General features: G+C 66.6%; 18 protein-coding genes. 5 read left to right on the plus strand and 13 right to left on the minus strand.

Annotated features, from left to right (window positions below; genetic code table 11):
* Positions 1-278 precede the first annotated feature (278 nt).
* The 5 genes from P1K30_RS19785 to P1K30_RS19805 all read right to left on the minus strand — a co-directional run bounded on the left by P1K30_RS19785 (position 279) and on the right by P1K30_RS19805 (position 4,801).
* Complete coding sequence (locus P1K30_RS19785) at positions 279-1,292, minus strand: YcjF family protein (protein ID WP_275634511.1); 1,014 nt, start codon at positions 1,290-1,292, stop codon at positions 279-281.
* Positions 1,289-1,747, minus strand: a complete 459-nt coding sequence (locus P1K30_RS19790; protein ID WP_275634512.1) for a GNAT family N-acetyltransferase — start codon at positions 1,745-1,747, stop codon at positions 1,289-1,291. The genes P1K30_RS19785 and P1K30_RS19790 overlap by 4 nt, the downstream gene beginning before the upstream one ends.
* The gene (locus tag P1K30_RS19795; RefSeq protein WP_275634513.1) at positions 1,744-3,156 is read right to left on the minus strand and encodes a YcjX family GTP-binding protein; all 1,413 of its coding nucleotides are present in this window, start codon (positions 3,154-3,156) and stop codon (positions 1,744-1,746) included. Before P1K30_RS19795 ends, P1K30_RS19790 begins: the two co-directional genes overlap by 4 nt.
* 79 nt (positions 3,157-3,235) lie before the next feature.
* Positions 3,236-4,147: a DMT family transporter gene (locus tag P1K30_RS19800; protein ID WP_275634514.1), complete on the minus strand. Its 912-nt coding sequence runs from the start codon at positions 4,145-4,147 to the stop codon at positions 3,236-3,238.
* Positions 4,148-4,201: 54 nt separating this feature from the next.
* A complete protein-coding gene (locus P1K30_RS19805; protein WP_379562049.1) occupies positions 4,202-4,801 on the minus strand; it encodes a LysE/ArgO family amino acid transporter in 600 nt (199 codons plus the stop codon).
* A gap of 87 nt (positions 4,802-4,888) precedes the next feature.
* On the opposite strand from P1K30_RS19805, the gene P1K30_RS19810 reads away from it, so the two are divergent.
* The gene (locus P1K30_RS19810) at positions 4,889-5,764 is read left to right on the plus strand and encodes a LysR family transcriptional regulator ArgP (RefSeq protein WP_275634515.1); all 876 of its coding nucleotides are present in this window, start codon (positions 4,889-4,891) and stop codon (positions 5,762-5,764) included.
* Positions 5,765-5,773: 9 nt separating this feature from the next.
* On the opposite strand, the gene map is transcribed toward P1K30_RS19810, so the two are convergent.
* Together map and P1K30_RS19820 are read right to left on the minus strand one after the other, a co-directional pair.
* The gene (map, locus tag P1K30_RS19815; RefSeq protein WP_275634516.1) at positions 5,774-6,520 is read right to left on the minus strand and encodes a type I methionyl aminopeptidase; all 747 of its coding nucleotides are present in this window, start codon (positions 6,518-6,520) and stop codon (positions 5,774-5,776) included.
* Between the two features lie 82 nt (positions 6,521-6,602).
* Positions 6,603-7,631 (minus strand): aspartate-semialdehyde dehydrogenase, encoded by a 1,029-nt coding sequence (locus P1K30_RS19820; protein WP_275634517.1) that lies wholly within the window; start codon positions 7,629-7,631, stop codon positions 6,603-6,605.
* Between the two features lie 344 nt (positions 7,632-7,975).
* On the opposite strand from P1K30_RS19820, the gene P1K30_RS19825 reads away from it, so the two are divergent.
* Positions 7,976-9,796: a M3 family oligoendopeptidase gene (locus P1K30_RS19825; protein WP_275634518.1), complete on the plus strand. Its 1,821-nt coding sequence runs from the start codon at positions 7,976-7,978 to the stop codon at positions 9,794-9,796.
* A gap of 13 nt (positions 9,797-9,809) precedes the next feature.
* On the plus strand, positions 9,810-10,277 hold the full coding sequence (locus P1K30_RS19830; protein WP_275634519.1) for a GNAT family N-acetyltransferase: 468 nt from the start codon (positions 9,810-9,812) through the stop codon (positions 10,275-10,277).
* Positions 10,278-10,326: 49 nt separating this feature from the next.
* On the opposite strand, the gene P1K30_RS19835 is transcribed toward P1K30_RS19830, so the two are convergent.
* The 5 genes from P1K30_RS19835 to P1K30_RS19855 all read right to left on the minus strand — a co-directional run bounded on the left by P1K30_RS19835 (position 10,327) and on the right by P1K30_RS19855 (position 12,764).
* Positions 10,327-10,611 carry an NfeD family protein gene (locus P1K30_RS19835; RefSeq protein ID WP_275634520.1) on the minus strand — a complete coding sequence of 95 codons (285 nt, stop codon included), beginning with the start codon at positions 10,609-10,611 and terminating at the stop codon, positions 10,327-10,329.
* A complete protein-coding gene (locus P1K30_RS19840; RefSeq protein ID WP_275634521.1) occupies positions 10,611-11,507 on the minus strand; it encodes an SPFH domain-containing protein in 897 nt (298 codons plus the stop codon). The genes P1K30_RS19835 and P1K30_RS19840 overlap by 1 nt, the downstream gene beginning before the upstream one ends.
* A 102-nt stretch (positions 11,508-11,609) precedes the next feature.
* The gene (locus P1K30_RS19845) at positions 11,610-11,789 is read right to left on the minus strand and encodes a hypothetical protein (RefSeq protein ID WP_275634522.1); all 180 of its coding nucleotides are present in this window, start codon (positions 11,787-11,789) and stop codon (positions 11,610-11,612) included.
* 83 nt (positions 11,790-11,872) lie between these two features.
* On the minus strand, positions 11,873-12,424 hold the full coding sequence (locus tag P1K30_RS19850; protein ID WP_275634523.1) for a hypothetical protein: 552 nt from the start codon (positions 12,422-12,424) through the stop codon (positions 11,873-11,875).
* A 70-nt stretch (positions 12,425-12,494) separates the two neighbouring features.
* Complete coding sequence (locus P1K30_RS19855) at positions 12,495-12,764, minus strand: DksA/TraR family C4-type zinc finger protein (protein WP_275634524.1); 270 nt, start codon at positions 12,762-12,764, stop codon at positions 12,495-12,497.
* 79 nt (positions 12,765-12,843) lie between these two features.
* Here P1K30_RS19855 and P1K30_RS19860 point away from each other — a divergent pair, with 79 nt between their 5' ends.
* The gene (locus tag P1K30_RS19860; protein ID WP_275634525.1) at positions 12,844-13,380 is read left to right on the plus strand and encodes a glutathione peroxidase; all 537 of its coding nucleotides are present in this window, start codon (positions 12,844-12,846) and stop codon (positions 13,378-13,380) included.
* Positions 13,381-13,489: 109 nt separating this feature from the next.
* On the opposite strand, the gene P1K30_RS19865 is transcribed toward P1K30_RS19860, so the two are convergent.
* A complete protein-coding gene (locus tag P1K30_RS19865; RefSeq protein ID WP_275634526.1) occupies positions 13,490-13,639 on the minus strand; it encodes a hypothetical protein in 150 nt (49 codons plus the stop codon).
* A 97-nt stretch (positions 13,640-13,736) separates the two neighbouring features.
* Here P1K30_RS19865 and lepA point away from each other — a divergent pair, with 97 nt between their 5' ends.
* Positions 13,737-15,536: a translation elongation factor 4 gene (gene lepA, locus P1K30_RS19870; RefSeq protein ID WP_275634527.1), complete on the plus strand. Its 1,800-nt coding sequence runs from the start codon at positions 13,737-13,739 to the stop codon at positions 15,534-15,536.
* Positions 15,537-15,968 lie beyond the last annotated feature (432 nt).

The following is a 15,968-nucleotide window of genomic DNA, read 5'->3' on the forward strand; positions in this document are numbered from 1 at the left end:
CTGGCGGAAGCTGGCGGAAGCTGGCGGAAGCTGGCGGAAGCTGGCGGAAGCTGGCGGAAGCTGGCGGAAGCTGGCGGAAGCTGGCGGAAGCTGGCTGGGTCGGGCGCGGTGGCTGGCGGAAAGCTGGCTAATGGCGCTGCCTTGCTGGCAACCGTGTTGCGTGGCGTGGCCCCGCGACTTGCCCCAATAATTAATTCGCCCCGCGCCCGTCCGCAAGCAGATTTTTCAATAATTTCAGATACTTGATAGAAATAATCAGGTATATGAAGCCAATGTTTTCACTCGGATTTTTCCGACGTTCCAAAACCCGAGAACAAACCCGTCAGCGCGCGCTGAACCAAACGTGTCACCGACGGCTTGCGCAGGCGGCGGAACGGCAGCGGGCGGCAGACCTCCATCGCGGCGATTCCGACGCGGGCGGTCAGCGCACCGTTGACGATCCCCTCGCCGAACCGGCGCGAGACCTTGGCCACAACGCTGCCCCCGGCGACCGATCCGACCAGATCGTCGCCGACCGCCACCGCGCCCGTTGCCACAAGGTGCGTCAGGACCGACCGGGTCAGCCGCCAGCTGCCCAGCGTCCCTGCCCGGCCGCCATAGATCTCGGCGATGCGGCGGATCATCCGCAGGTTCGAGGTCAGCGCGGTGACCACGTCGGCCAGCGCCAGCGGCACCACCGCCGTCACCGTCGCCACCTGCCGCGACGCGGCCTCGACCTCGCGCCGGGCCATCATGTCCAACGGCTGCATCAGTTCCGCCTCGGCCAGTCCCAACAGCCCGTCGGCGTCGAACATGTCGTCGCGCCGCTCGGCCAGCCGCGTGCGGCCCCAGTCCAGTTCGGGCCGCGCCGCGTAATGCGCCACCAGCCGGTCGGTCACCTTGCGCGCCTGCGCAAGGTCCGCTCCCGTCAGCGCCGCATCCGCCGCGCGGTGCAGGCTGTCCAGCCGCCCAAGGCGCGCATAGGCCGCCCATTCCTTGATCGCGATCGCCAGCAGCACCAGCACGAACAGTCCGATCAGCACCATCGCGATCAGGCCCAGCACCGGGTTGCGGTCGATCAGGCCGTTCACGAAATCCCAGGCGGCCACCGAAATGACGAAGCCGATCAGCGCCGTCAGGATGCGCCAGAACCAGCGCGCCAGCCGCGACGGGCGGCGCGCCGCCAGCGCCGCGACCTTCTGCATCGCGGCCGCGTTGGGCAGATCGCCCGCATCCTGCACCGGCGGCGCATCGGCGGGCGACGGCGCGGGCGTGTCCATCTCGATCAGCACGGGGCCGTTCGGGTCGCTCATCGGGCTGTCTCCTCTCGGGACCACACCAGCCGAACATCCGGCAGTTTCTCGTCATTGCCGGCGCCGTCGGTGCGCTCGGCCTCGGCAAAGCCTTCGCGGGCGTAGAACGCAAGGGCACGGGTGTTCTGCTGAAAGCACCAAAGCTCAAGCCGGGACGAACGGGTCTTGGCCGTGTCCATCAGGCTGCGCCCCACCCCTTTGCCGCGGGCGGCGGTCATGACGTGGAAGGCATGCACCTTCTCGCCGTCGCGCACGAGGAACCCGCGCGGGCCGCGCCATGTGCGGGCCACCAGAACCTCGAACCGGCCGATCAGGTTCGCAAGGTGCTCGCGGTCCTCGACACGGGAATGCAGCCGGGGCATCCACGGCGTTTCGCGCACCCAGTCGCCAAGGATACGGCCCAGCCGCGCCGCGTCCCGCGGACGGGCGGGCCCGATCCGCAAAGCGGGGGTCACAGGCGGTCCCCGAACAGGAACTGCGCCGCCCGGTCCAGCCGGATGTGCGGCGGCCCCTCGCCCGGCTTCAGCCGAAGCGCGGCGGGCGAGAAGTTCATGATGGCATAATCCTCGTCCAGCCATGTCTCGGCCCCCTCGCGGGCGGGGCCCAGCAGGCGCTGCGGATCCTCGGGCAGGTCGCCCGGATAGAACGCCGCCTGCCGCCCGTCCAGCAGCGTGCCCCGCACGCAGTCCAGCGACCGGCCGCCGTGGTTAAGCGTTTCCTCCACCGTGGCGCGCAGGGCCGCGATCGCCATGCTTTCGGTCTGCGCCCCGGCGAAATCGGCGCGGTCCTTCGCGTCGCGCACCAGCGCCTCCATGATGTGGGTCAGGCGGGGGTGCTGCAGGTGGTGCAGGTGGTCGGCCTTGGTGGCCGCGAACAGGATCTTCTCGACCCGCTTGCCCAGCAGCAGCCGCGACAGCCACGCGTTCCGTCCCGGCCGGAAGGCCGACAGGATATCGGTCATCGCGCGGCGCAGGTCGTCCAGCGCCGCCGGACCGGCGTGGATCGCGCCCAGCGCGTCGACCAGCACGATCTGGCGGTCGATCCGGGAAAAGTGGTCGCGGAAGAACGGTTTCACGATCCGCGCGGTATAGGCGTCATAGCGGCGCTCCATCTCGCGCCACAGGCTGCCGCGCTTGCGGCCCTGCGGCTTCGGGATCGGCGCGAAGGTCAGCGCCGGGCTGCCCGCCATCTCGCCCGGCAGCAGGAAACGGCCCGGGGTGCAGTCGGAATAGCCATCCTCGCGCGCGGTCTGCAGATAGGCAGCATAGGCGTCCGCCAGCGTCCGCGCCTGCGGTTCCTCGAATTTGGCGTCGCCATCGACCTCGCGCGCCAGCGCCATATAGGCGGCGGCCTGCGACCGGCCCTCGGCCCGCTGCAACGCTTTCGCCGCCCAGTCCGCATAGGACAGGTCCAGCAGTTCAAGGTCCAGAAGCCACTCGCCGGGATAGTCCACGATGTCCAGATGCACCGTCCGCGGCCCCTGTATCCCGGCCAGCAGCCCGGCGGGGCGCACGCGCAGGGACAAACGCAGCTGGCTGACGGCGCGGGTGCTTTCCGGCCAGCGCGGCTGCGGCGCGGTCAACGCGGCCAGATGCGTTTCGAAGTCGAAACGGGGCACCGTGTCGTCGGGCTGCGGTTGCAGATAGGCGGTCAGGATGCGCCCCTCGGCGGCGGCGGCCAGCTGCGGCATCCGCGCCCGGTCCAGCAGGTTCGCGACCAACGAGGTGATGAACACGGTCTTGCCCGCGCGGCTTAGCCCGGTGACGCCCAGCCGGATCACCGGCTCGAAGAAGGCGCCGCTTACGGTGCTGCCGATGCTTTCGACGCCGCGGCTTAGCCCGTCGGCGATGTCTCCCAGTCCCAAGCGATGCTCCTTGCCCGTCCCCGGAATAGATAGGCCGGCACCGGGCGGGGTGCCAGTCCCGCGCGCGCCGCGATGGTCGTCAGACCTTTGTCGCCACCGACACCGGGGTGATTTCGCGCCGTTTCAGCACCGCCTCGCGCCACGTGATGAAGCTGACCGCGCCCAGCACGATTGTGCCGCCAAGGATCACCCAGCCGTCCGGGGGTTCGCTGAACACCAGCGCGCCAAGGATCACGGCCCAGATCAGCTGTAGGAAGGTGACCGGCTGGGTCACCGCCATCGGTGCGGCGCGGAACGCCAGCGTCATCGTCAGGTGGCCGCCGGTGGCGAAAACGGCGGTCAGGAACATCCCGCCCAGCTGGGTCCATGTCGGCCAGACCCAATCGGCCAGCGCGAAGGGCAGCAGCGTGGCGGTGACGAAGATCGACATCCACGCGACGACGACACCGGGCGCGGCGCGGCCGGACAGCGTCTTGGCGACCAGATAGGAACAGGCGAACAGCAGACCCGTCCCCAGCATCGCGATATGCCCCGGAGACAGCTCGCGCACGCCGGGGCGCAGGACGACCAGCGCCCCCAGCAGCGCAACGACGACGGCGCTGATCCGGCGGAAGGCCAGCTTCTCGCCCAGAAACAGCGCCGCGCCGATGGTGACGTAGATCGGCGACAGGTAATTCAGCGCCGTGACCTCGGCGATCGAGATACGGGTCATCGCGTAGAACCACAGGATCACGCCCAACCCGTGCACAAACCCCCGCAGCCCGAACAGGCGCAGCAGCGGGCGGTCGCGGGCCACGGCGAACACCGCGCGCAGCATCGGAAGGAAGAAGATCAGCCCAAGGGAATAGCGTAGGAACGCGGCCTCTGCCGCCGGAAGGCCCTGACCGAACTGTTTGACCAGCGCGGTGACGGCCACGAACTGCACCCCGGTGACCAACATCCAGAGGACACCGGCAAGCGGACGGTTCGGAGGGGAAGCGGCTTCGGTCATGCCCTTGCTCTATCCCGCACCGGGCGCGCCGCGACAAGGGCCGACATCGCGCGATCAGCCCAGCAGCAGCTTCGCCGCGATGGCCCACATGGTCACGCCAACCACCGCGTCCAGTACCCGCCAACTGGCCGGACGGGCGAAAACCGGCGCCAGCAGGCGCGCGCCGTACCCCAGCGCGAAAAAGAAGGTGAACGAGGCGGCGACCGCCCCCAGACCGAACGCCAGCCGCCCCGCGCCCCACCCCGCCGAGATCGACCCAAGCAGGACGACGGTGTCGAGATAGACATGCGGGTTCAGCCACGTCAGCGCGAGGCAGGTCAGCAAGGCCGCCCGCAACGACCCGCCACCCTGCGACGCGGGCGACAGCGCCTCGGCGGGGCCCAGCGCACGGCGGAAAGACAGCGCGCCATAGACCAGCAGGAACGCCGCCCCGGCCCAGCGCATGATCGGCTCGATCCCCGGCAGCACGGCCTGCACGGCGGCGAACCCGGCGACGCCAAGGGTGATCAGCGCGGCGTCGCTTAGCGCGCAGGCAAGGCAGACGGCCAGCACATGCTCGCCCCGGAGGCCCTGCCGCAGGACGAAGGCGTTCTGCGCCCCGATGGCAAGGATCAGGGTAAACCCGGTGGCAAACCCGGTGGCGGCGGCGGCGATGTAGGTGGCGTGGTCCATGCCGCACGGCTTGCCCCGCGCCATCGCATCATTCAAACTCATTTGACTGATGCTGATTAAGGCTGGCTAATGCCGCAACTCGATTACCCCGCCCTCGCCGCGCTGTCGGCGGTGCTGCGCACCGGCAGCTTCGACGCGGCAGCCGCGCAGCTTGGCGTCACGCCATCGGCCGTGTCGCAGCGCATCCGTGCGCTGGAGGAACGGATGGGCGCGGTGCTGGTCCTGCGGGGCGCGCCCTGCACGCCGACCGAAACCGGCGACCGCCTGCAGCGCCACGCGGAAACCGTCGGGCTGTTGGAACGCACGCTGGGCGAGGATCTGGCCGCGCTGGCCCCGGCGCCGCTGCGGCTGGCGGTCAATGCGGATTCACTCGCGACGTGGTTTCCCGCCGCCCTCGCCGGGGCCGAAGGCTTCGTCTATGACCTTGTGATCGACGATCAGGCGCATTCGCACGACTGGCTGCGGCGCGGCGCGGTGGCGGCGGCGGTCACCGCACAGCCCGGCCCGGTGCAGGGCTGCAATTCCCATCCCCTTGGCGCCCTGCGCTATATCGCGACCTGCTCCCCCGCCTTCCACGCCCGGTGGTTCGCGGGCGACGTCACGGCGGACACGCTTGCCGCCGCCCCCGTGATGGCCTTCGACGCGAAGGACCGGCTGCAACACGACTGGGTCCGGCAGGCCATCGGTGCAGAGGTGCCGCTGCGGCCGCACATGGCGCCATCGACCCACGCCTTCGTCGATCTCGCGCTGGCGGGGCTGGCGTGGGGGATGAACCCGGAACCGCTGGCGGCAGACCACATCGCACAGGGGCGGCTGGTGCCGCTGATCCCGGACCTGCCGCACGACACGCCGCTGTACTGGCAGGTCAGCCGCCATGTCGCGGCGGCGCTGGAGCCGCTGACGCGGTCGGTGCGACGGGCCGCGAAGGCGCGGCTGGTCGGCTGACCCCGGCGGTCAGCCCGGCTGGGTCACGATGATCGCGCCGCGATCCGTGGCCACGATCGTATGTTCGTACTGAACCGCGGGCGCCGGCGGTTCGCTGTACAGCGTCCAGCCGTCATCGCCCTGCGAAGCCCAGTGCCCGCCGGTGGACAGGAAGGGTTCGACCGTCAGCACCAGCCCCTTGCCGATCCGGCGCCGGTCGCGGCTGGGCCATGTCGGGATTTCCTCGGGGTATTCGTGCAGCGACCGGCCCACGCCGTGGCTGGCAAGGTTGCGGATCAGCGTATAGCCCCGCGCTGCCGCGAACTGTCCGATCGCGGTGCCGATCCCCGACAGCGGCCTGCCCGCGCCGACCTGAGCGATGCCCACCTGCATGGCGCGCTGCCCGTCGCGGCACAGAAGGTCCAACACGGCGGGGACCGGCCCCACGCGGAAGGTCGCGCCGGTGTCGGCGTAGTAGCCGTCTTTGGACGCCGAGACATCGATGTTCACAAGGTCGCCCTCCGCGATCACCCGGTCGCCGGGGATGCCGTGGGCGATTTCCTCGTTGACGCTGATGCAGGTGGCGCCGGGAAAGTCATAGGTGGTTTCCGGGGCGGACGTGGCGCCTTCGCGGTCCAGCATCGCGCGGCCGATGTCGTCCAGCTCGCGGGTGGTCATGCCCGGCACCAGCGCCGCGCCCATCGCCTTCATGGTGTTCGCCACGATCCGGCCGATGACCTTCAGCCCGTCCAGTTCGTCCTGCTGGGTGATCGTCATGAGCCCAACCTTTCCCGATAGATGAAACGAAGAAGGGCGGCACGCGGCCGCCCTTTCGCAATAGTATCGACTGCGGCCGCGATCAGGCGTCGGCCTTCTGCAGCACCTTGTTGCCCAGCACCTCGGCGATCTGCACCGCGTTCAGGGCGGCGCCCTTGCGCAGGTTGTCCGAGACGACCCAGATGTTCAGACCGTTGTCGATGGTCGAGTCCGTCCGGATGCGGCTGATGAAGGTCGCGAAGTCGCCGACGCATTCAATGGGGGTGACGTAACCACCGTCTTCGCGCTTGTCGACGACAAGGCAGCCCGGCGCGGTGCGCAGGATCTCGCGGGCCTCGTCCTCGTCCAGCGGTTCCTCGAACTCGATGTTCACCGACTCGGCGTGACCGACGAAGACCGGAACCCGCACGCAGGTGGCCGACACCTTGATCGAGGGGTCGATGATCTTCTTGGTCTCGACGACCATCTTCCATTCTTCCTTGGTCGACCCGTCTTCCATGAACACGTCGATATGCGGGATCACGTTGAAGGCGATCTGCTTCTGGAACTTGGACGGCGCGACCTCTTGGCCGGGCACATACATGCCCTTGGTCTGATCCCAGAGCTCGTCGATGCCTTCCTTGCCCGAGCCGGAAACCGACTGGTAGGTCGACACCACGACGCGCTTGATCTTCGCACGGTCATGCAGCGGCTTCAGCGCCACGACCATCTGCGCGGTCGAGCAGTTCGGGTTCGCGATGATGTTCTTCTTGGAATACCCGTGGATCGCGTCGGCGTTGCATTCCGGAACGATCAGCGGGACGTCCGGGTCGTAGCGGTACAGCGACGAGTTATCGATGACGACACAGCCGGCCTTGGCGGCCTTGGGGGCGTATTCCTTCGTCGCGTCCGACCCGATGGCGAACAGCGCGATGTCCCAGCCGGTGAAATCGAACGTGGCGAGATCCTGGGTTTTCAGGGTCTTGTCACCGAACGAAACCTCTGTTCCCAGCGACTTGCGGCTCGCCAGTGCGGCGATCTCGTCGACAGGGAACTGGCGCTCGGCCAGGATGTTCAGCATTTCGCGGCCCACATTGCCCGTGGCGCCCGCGACGACGACCTTGTAGCCCATTTTTCACTCCTAGTGTGTAAGGACGGGGGTTCTTATCGCACCCGACCTAGCGTGGAAACCCATTTGTCGAGGTTTTATGGGTGTCCGCCCCTTCTCCGGCCGGGACCTCAGCGACATGGACGCGGCATGAGGGACGACCGCGGCATGGGGGGCGCTGCCCCCGTCGCGCACGGCGCGACTCCCCCGAGGTACTTTGAAAGAGAAGAAGCCAGGGCGCGGTGTGCCCGAGCGTGCGTCAGCGCACCGCGCCGGGAGGTCCCGGCGCGCGGGCGACGTGCCGCGCGGCTTGAATCCCCGGGCCGGGCCTGCATATGTGCTGACGTACCATGTCCGAAGGAGTTCCCATGAAACCGCTGCCCCGCCCGCTTCACGACGCCAACGCCAGCGCCGGCGGAAAGGATCTCGGAGACCTTCCCGAATGGGATCTGACCGACCTTTACGCCTCGCCGGACGCGCCCGAGCTGAAACGCGATCTTGACTGGCTGGAAGAGGCCTGCGCCTCGTTCGCCGCGGATTACGAGGGCAAGCTGGCCGATCTGGATGCGAAAGGGATGCTGGACTGCGTTCTGCGCAACGAGAAGATCGACATGGTCACAGGCCGCATCATGTCCTACGCGGGTCTGCGGTATTACCAGCAGACCACCGACGCCGAGCGCGCCAAGTTCATGTCGGACTGCCAGGACCGGATCACCAACTATTCCACGCCGCTGGTATTCTTCTCGCTGGAGCTGAACCGCGTGCCGGACGAAAAGCTGGACGCGCTGTTCGCCGAGAACGCCGAGCTGGCGCGGTACAAGCCGATCTTCGACCGGCTGCGCAAGATGCGGCCGCACCAGCTGTCGGACGAGCTGGAGAAGTTCCTGCATGACAGTTCCGTCGTGGGCGCGACCGCGTGGAACAAGCTGTTCGACGAAACCATCGCCGGTCTGGTGTTCGAGGTCGACGGCGAGGAATACGGGATCGAAGGCACGCTGAACTTCCTGTCCGAGCCCGACCGCGCCAAGCGCGAAGCCGCCGCGCGCGAGCTGGCACATGTGTTCGGCAAGCACCTTCCGCTGTTCGCCCGCGTGCACAACACGCTGGCGAAGGAGAAGGAAATCGAGGACCGCTGGCGCCATATGCCGACGCCGCAATACGGTCGCCACCTTGCCAACGACGTGGAACCCGAGGTCGTCGAGGCGCTGCGCAACGCGGTGGTCGCGGCCTATCCGAAGCTGTCGCACCGCTATTACGAGCTGAAGCGCAAGTGGCTTGGGCTGGACACGATGCAGGTCTGGGACCGCAACGCGCCGCTGCCGATGGAAGTGCAGCGCACCGTGGGCTGGGACGAAGCGAAGGATCTGGTGATGGAGGCCTATGCCGGGTTCGACCCGCACATGGCCGAGATCGCCGAGCCGTTCTTCGGCAAGGGCTGGATCGACGCGGGCGTGAAGCCCGGCAAGGCGCCCGGCGCCTTCGCGCATCCGACCGTCACCGACGTGCACCCCTACGTGATGCTGAACTATCTGGGCAAACCGCGTGACGTGATGACGCTGGCGCACGAACTGGGCCACGGCGTCCACCAGGTTCTGGCCGCCGGTCAGGGCGAACTGCTGTCGTCGACGCCGCTGACGCTGGCCGAGACCGCGTCGGTGTTCGGCGAGATGCTGACCTTCCGCAAGCTGCTGGACAACGCCAAGTCGGACACCGAGAAGAAGGTGCTGCTGGCGGGCAAGGTCGAGGACATGATCAACACCGTCGTGCGGCAGATCGCGTTCTATGACTTCGAGTGCAAGCTGCACGAGGCGCGCCGTCACGGCGAACTGACGCCCGACGACATCAACGCGCTGTGGATGTCGGTGCAGGCGGAGTCGCTTGGGCCGGCGTTCGAGTACATGGACGGCTATGAGACGTTCTGGGCCTATATCCCGCACTTCGTGCACTCGCCCTTCTACGTTTATGCCTATGCCTTCGGCGACGGGTTGGTGAACGCGCTGTACGCGGTGTACGAAGAGGGCGACGAAGGCTTCCAGCAGAAGTATTTCGACATGCTGAAAGCGGGCGGGTCTAAGCACCACAAGGAGCTTCTGGCGCCGTTCGGGCTGGATGCCTCGGACCCGAAGTTCTGGGACAAGGGGCTGTCGATGATCTCTGGCATGATCGACGAGCTCGAAGCCCTCGAATAAGCGGGGCACGTTTTTGGCCGTCCGCATCGAACGGCTGCCCGACGCAGAGGTCGGGCGGCTGGCGCATTTCACGCTGCCGCCGGAACAATCGATGTTCGCCGACCTGCCGTCGCAGGTGGCTGGCGTGGCGGGGCGCGAGGGGCACGTCATCTTGGCTGACGGGCAGCCCGTCGGGTTCTTCGCGATCCAGCCCGACTACGGCACCGCGTATGACTTCGCCCCGAACGACGCGCTCGGGCTGCGGATGTTCTCGATCGACCACGCTGCGCAGGGCAAGGGACACGCCACCGCGGCCTGCCGGTTGCTGGCGAGCTACCTTGCCGCCGCCTACCCCGGCCGGGCGGCGTGTTATCTGACGGTGAACGTGAAGAATCCCGGTGCGCGGCGGGTCTACGAGAAGGGCGGGTTCGTGGACACGGGCGCTTTGTATCTTGGCGGAGGATACGGCCCGCAGCACATCATGCGGCTGGCGCTGGACTGACACGACGACGGCAGGCCGGCGCGATCACCCGCCCGGCGCAGGGGCGGTCTTAATCGTCGTTCACGTCGCGGTCGATAACCTTGACCTGACCCTTGCGGACCCCGACCACGCGGCGCAGCACCACCCATGCGATCACCGACAGCACCGCGAAGATCACCAGCGTCCACGGCAGCGACCCCGTAAGGAAAGCCGCCGCAGGGCCGCCGGTGAACAGCATGGCACCGATCGCCGCTGCCCCGATGGCGAAGCCGAGGAACAGGAAGCCCGGCGCGAGCACCTCGAGGATCGCCAGCACCAGCGCGCCGGCCATCCATAGCCACCAAGCGGTCCACATCAGCCGCGCCCCTTCAGCAGATTGAACGCATCGGCGAAGGCCTCGACCGCCTGCGCCGGCAGGACGATCGTCTGCTTGCCGTCGCCTTGCCCGAGTTCGCTAAGCGCCTCGACCTGTTTCAGGGCGACCTGGTATTGCGCCGCCTCGATCCCGTGGGCGGCGATGGCCTGGGCCACGACCTGGGTGGCGTAGGCTTCCGCCTCGGCCTGGACGCGGCGGGCGTCGGCGGCCTTCTGCGCGGCATAAAGCTCGGCGTCGGCGTTCAGTTCGACAGCCCGCTTCGCCCCCTCGGCGCGGGTCACCTGCGCCCGGCGCTCGCGTTCGGCGTTCAGCTGCTGAAGCATGGCGTCGCGCGTCGCTTGGTCGAGGTTCACGTCAAGGATCTCGGCCCGCGTCACCTCGATCCCCCAGTTGTCGACTGCGTCCTCGACGCTGGCCTTGATCGTTGCGATCAGGGCGGAGCGGTTCGACTGGACCTCGTCGAGCTCCATCTTGCCGATCTCGGCCCGGACGATCCCCGCCACTGTGGTTGCGATGGCCGCGTCCACGTCGCGGATGCGGTAGACGGTCTTTTCCGGTTCGAGGATGCGGTAGAACACGCTGGTTTCCACCTCGACCAACACGTTATCGGCGGTGATCGCATCCTGGCTGGCGGTGGGAAGCTGGCGTTCGAGGATCGACACCCTATGCGCCACCTTATCAAGGAACGGGATCACGAAATTGATCCCCGGCCCCAGAACCGAGCGCAGCCGTCCGAACCGCTCGACGACGTGCTTTTCCGACTGCGGCACGATGCGCACGCCAAGCCAGACGCACAGAATGATGAACAGGGCCAGAAGAATGACAGGCAGGGATTCGGCCCCACCGACGGCCTCGTAAAAATCGTTTCCGTTCATGATCTCTTTTTCCAATGTGTCCGAGCGTCTTATGCCGCAAGCGACAGCCGGTGGGCAACCGCCGCGTCGCGGGCCCTTACGCCGCCACCCGCGACACGCGTGTCAGATGCCCTGTTCCATCCGCGCCTTGCGCACCCGGAGGCGGTGGCTGGCGATCAGCTTGCTGCCGCCCGCCGTCCCCTGCCGGTAAAGCAGGTCGAATTCGCGCAGCAGATACAGCCAGTCGGGGCATTCGTTCAGCCGTGGGACGGACAGGTCCGGCATCTCGACGACATCGGTCATGGGCGGTGCTTTCAATGCAGTGCACAGGGAATGATTTCACCCAAGCGCCCGTTCGCGCAATCTGGAAAATCGCTCTGCAGCTGCTATTCGGCGGAAAGCTCGGTCTCGATCACGCCGGTCACCTTCCGGCAGGTGTCCGGATCCGTTGCGGCCGAAATGATCGGGCGCAGGCACAGCTGGGCGTCGAACACCGCTTCGAGCCGTCCGAAGTTGCCCCATATCTCCAGCGACACGATGTCCAGCACGGGCGCACGCGCCGCCCCGCGCGACGTCCAGAACGGGCCGCCCATGCCGTCGGGCATGAACAGCACGTCGACGGACAGCGGCGTGGCGCCGGGGGCGTAGGTCCCGGTGTAACGGGCTTCGAGGCTAAGCAGACCGGCGGTGCCGAACCGTGCCTCGGGGTGGCCCTGAACATACAGCTCGGTCAGGCGCACGCCTTGAACGACACTGGCCGTCGCCACCGTGCGCCCGCCCTGCTGCATGGTGATCGTGTGCCACGCTGTCGGCTCGCCATCGAGAAAGCCGGTGATCCGGCCCAGTTCCTCTGCCGTGGTGGCGGTGGAGGATGCGAATGCCGCCACCACAAGCCAGCAGCAGGTCAGCCGGGTCCGAAGGTAGGGTCTGGGTCGCATTCCTCCTGTCCCTTCGGCCTTTCCTCGGTTCGTCCAGTGCGCCAGTCAGCCGCCGCGCGACCGGCCCGTTTCACTTCAGCTGGCTGTCCTTCGATCCGCGCCGGTTGATCCCCGGCCGAGAGTGAAACGCGCCGTCCCGCTCTTGCTGGCAGTCGATGCACAGTTTTACACCCGGCAATGCCAGACGGCGCTTTTCGGGGATGTCCTCGCCGCATTCGGCGCATTCGGTCAAAGACTCTCCGACCGGCGCACGGCGCGCGCGCATCCGTTCAAGCTCTTCCGAGATCGACGCCTCGATCTGTTCGTTCACCGCGCCGTCGCGCGACCATCCGCCAGCCATGTTTCACGACCTTCAACTAAATTTGAACTCTACCGCGATGCGCTACGTACATAAAAGCGATGACACAGGAGGGTCCCCCATGCGCCACGTCCTTGCAGCCGTTCTCGTTTCGAGCACCGCCGCCCTAACCGCCGCGCCCGTTTCGGCCGGTGGCAGCTTTTCGTTCGACAGTATCGACGGCGGAACCTACGACAGCGCCGATTGGGCCGGACACCCGGTTCTGGTCGTCAATACCGCGTCCCTGTGTGGCTTCACCCCGCAATACGAAGGGCTGCAGGACCTGCACGAACGTTACGAAGCGGCAGGCGTGATCATACTTGCGGTGCCGTCCGACGATTTCAAGCAAGAGCTTGCGACCGATGACGAGGTTCGGGATTTCTGCGCGATGACGTTCGACCTGACCCTGCCGATGACCACCATCACGTCGGTGCGCGGCGACGAGGCGCACCCGTTCTATCGCTGGCTGGCAGAGACGCACGGCTTTGCCCCGTCGTGGAACTTCAACAAGGTGCTGATCGCCCCGGACGGCGAGGTGGCCGCGACCTATGGCTCGATGACCGGACCGCTGTCGAACAGGATCACCGGCGCCATCGACGCGATGCTGGAAGCCGACTGACGACCACCCAGCCAGCCTGCGAAAGGCTGCGCGTCGCCGGGCGGCGCGCATTTTAAGGTCCGCGACCAGGGCGGACGCGCGCCCGAAAGGCGCCGTGCCGCCTGCGGCGTCAGTCCTCGTCGCGAAAGTCCTTCGCCGCAGCTCCGATCGCCGCACCGGTCCCCGCGCCCAGCGCGATACCAGTTCCGACACTTCCCATCGCGACACCGATCCCGGTGCCGATTGCTATTCCTATGGCGATCCAGACGCCCATGTTCATGACAGTTCTCCCGTTCATGAACCTAGCCCGGACATCCAATGACGCAAGGCCATCGCGCCCCATTGACGGCGACGTCGTTCCCCCGCATATCACCGCAATGACCGACCTCGCACATATCCGCAATTTCTCCATCGTCGCCCACATCGACCACGGGAAATCCACGCTTGCAGACCGGCTGATCCAGCTGACCGGTACCGTGTCCGAGCGTGACATGAAGGACCAGCTGCTTGACGCGATGGACATCGAGCGCGAGCGCGGCATCACCATCAAGGCCAACACCGTGCGGATCGAGTATCCGGCGAAGGACGGCCAGACCTATATCCTGAACCTGATCGACACCCCCGGGCACGTCGACTTCGCCTATGAAGTCAGCCGTTCGATGCGCGCGGTCGAAGGGTCGCTGCTGGTGGTCGACGCGACGCAGGGCGTCGAGGCGCAGACGCTGGCGAACGTCTATCAGGCGATCGACGCCGACCACGAGATCGTGCCGGTGCTGAACAAGATCGACCTGCCCGCGTCGGAACCCGACCGCGTCAAGGAACAGATCGAAGACGTGATCGGCATCGACGCCTCCGAGGCGGTCGAGATCAGCGCCAAGACCGGCGTCGGCATTCCCGACGTGCTGGAAGCCATCGTCAACCGCCTGCCCGCCCCGACCGGCGACCGCGATGCGCCGCTGAAGGCGATGCTGGTGGATTCGTGGTACGACCCCTACCTTGGCGTCGTCGTGCTGATCCGCGTCATGGACGGCGTGATCCGCAAGGGCGACCGCATCAAGATGATGCAGACCGGCGCCGTCTATGGTGTCGACAAGCTGGCGGTGCTGAAGCCCGCGATGGTCGACATCAAGGAACTGGGCCCGGGCGAGATCGGCATCTGGACCGGCTCGATCAAGCAGGTGCGCGATACGAAGGTCGGCGACACCATCACGCTGGAAAAGAAGGGCACCGACAAGCCGCTTCCGGGCTTCAAGCCGTCCGTGCCGGTGGTGTTCTGCGGCCTGTTCCCGGTGGACGCCGCCGATTTCGAGGACCTGCGCGTCGCAATCGAAAAGCTGGCCCTGAATGACGCCAGTTTCTCGTACGAGATGGAAACCTCGGCCGCGCTTGGGTTCGGCTTCCGCTGCGGGTTCCTTGGCCTTTTGCACCTAGAGGTGGTCCGCGACCGGCTGGAACGCGAGTACGACATCGACCTGATCACCACGGCGCCGTCGGTGATCTACCACATCCACATGAAGGACGGAGAGCAGATCGATCTGCACAACCCCGCCGACATGCCGGATGTCACCAAGATCGGCCACATCGAGGAACCGCGCATCAAGGCGACGATCCTTGTGCCGGACGAATACCTTGGCGATGTCTTGAAGCTATGCCAGGACCGCCGTGGCATTCAGGAAGACCTGACCTACGCCGGCACCCGCGCGATGGTGGTCTACGATCTGCCGCTGAACGAGGTGGTGTTCGACTTCTACGACCGTTTGAAGTCGGTGACGAAGGGCTACGCGTCCTTCGACTACCAGATGACGGGCTACCGGCAGGACAACCTTGTGAAGATGTCGATCCTCGTGAACGACGAACCGGTGGACGCGCTGTCGATCATGGTTCACCGCGACCGCGCCGAGATGCGTGGCCGGGCGATGGTCGAGAAGCTGAAGGAACTGATCCCCCGCCACATGTTCAAGATCCCGATCCAGGCGGCGATCGGCGGCAAGGTCATCGCTCGCGAAACGCTGGCGGCCCTGCGCAAGGACGTGACGGCCAAGTGCTATGGCGGCGACGCCACCCGGAAGAAGAAGCTTCTGGAAAAGCAGAAGGCCGGCAAGAAGAAGATGCGCCAGTTCGGGAAAGTCGACATCCCGCAGGAAGCCTTCATCAACGCCCTGAAGATGGATGGGTAGGGTGCGCGTTCACGCGCACCTAATGTGAAGGCGCACCATACGGTCGCGTTGGGCACGCACGTCGGGCGGCGACCCGGATGCACCGCAACGTCCGGCAAATACCACGCCAACCAAACGGGCCAATGTATGGTGCGCGTTCATGCGCATCTTTCGCGAAACCCCCGGTGCGCATGAATGCGCACCATACGGTTGCGTTGGGCACGCACCTCGGGCGGCGACGCGGATGCACCGCAACGTCCGTCAAACATCCCGCCAACCAATCAAGCCATCGTAGGGTGCGCGTTCACGCGCACCTTTAGCGAAAACCTCGGTGCGCATGAATGCGCACCATACGGTTGCGTTGGGCACGCAACTCGGGCGGCGACGCGGATGCACCGCAACGTCCGTCAAATACCCCACTAACCAATCGAGCGGCCGTAGGGTGCGCATTCA

The organism is Psychromarinibacter halotolerans, from assembly GCF_029168315.1.
Taxonomy (GTDB): domain Bacteria; phylum Pseudomonadota; class Alphaproteobacteria; order Rhodobacterales; family Rhodobacteraceae; genus Psychromarinibacter; species Psychromarinibacter halotolerans.

What these genes read in the sequence shown, in the direction of transcription:
- P1K30_RS19855 (WP_275634524.1), bottom strand. Translation starts at nt 12,764, where the DNA reads ATGGCTGGCGGATGGTCGCGCGACGGCGCGGTGAACGAACAGATCGAG.
- P1K30_RS19845 (WP_275634522.1), bottom strand. Translation starts at nt 11,789, where the DNA reads ATGACCGATGTCGTCGAGATGCCGGACCTGTCCGTCCCACGGCTGAAC.
- P1K30_RS19825 (WP_275634518.1), top strand. Translation starts at nt 7,976, where the DNA reads ATGAAACCGCTGCCCCGCCCGCTTCACGACGCCAACGCCAGCGCCGGC.
- lepA (WP_275634527.1), top strand. Translation starts at nt 13,737, where the DNA reads ATGACCGACCTCGCACATATCCGCAATTTCTCCATCGTCGCCCACATC.
- P1K30_RS19860 (WP_275634525.1), top strand. Translation starts at nt 12,844, where the DNA reads ATGCGCCACGTCCTTGCAGCCGTTCTCGTTTCGAGCACCGCCGCCCTA.
- P1K30_RS19835 (WP_275634520.1), bottom strand. Translation starts at nt 10,611, where the DNA reads ATGTGGACCGCTTGGTGGCTATGGATGGCCGGCGCGCTGGTGCTGGCG.
- map (WP_275634516.1), bottom strand. Translation starts at nt 6,520, where the DNA reads ATGACGATCACCCAGCAGGACGAACTGGACGGGCTGAAGGTCATCGGC.
- P1K30_RS19820 (WP_275634517.1), bottom strand. Translation starts at nt 7,631, where the DNA reads ATGGGCTACAAGGTCGTCGTCGCGGGCGCCACGGGCAATGTGGGCCGC.
- P1K30_RS19840 (WP_275634521.1), bottom strand. Translation starts at nt 11,507, where the DNA reads ATGAACGGAAACGATTTTTACGAGGCCGTCGGTGGGGCCGAATCCCTG.
- P1K30_RS19810 (WP_275634515.1), top strand. Translation starts at nt 4,889, where the DNA reads ATGCCGCAACTCGATTACCCCGCCCTCGCCGCGCTGTCGGCGGTGCTG.
- P1K30_RS19850 (WP_275634523.1), bottom strand. Translation starts at nt 12,424, where the DNA reads ATGCGACCCAGACCCTACCTTCGGACCCGGCTGACCTGCTGCTGGCTT.
- P1K30_RS19865 (WP_275634526.1), bottom strand. Translation starts at nt 13,639, where the DNA reads ATGAACATGGGCGTCTGGATCGCCATAGGAATAGCAATCGGCACCGGG.
- P1K30_RS19785 (WP_275634511.1), bottom strand. Translation starts at nt 1,292, where the DNA reads ATGAGCGACCCGAACGGCCCCGTGCTGATCGAGATGGACACGCCCGCG.
- P1K30_RS19800 (WP_275634514.1), bottom strand. Translation starts at nt 4,147, where the DNA reads ATGACCGAAGCCGCTTCCCCTCCGAACCGTCCGCTTGCCGGTGTCCTC.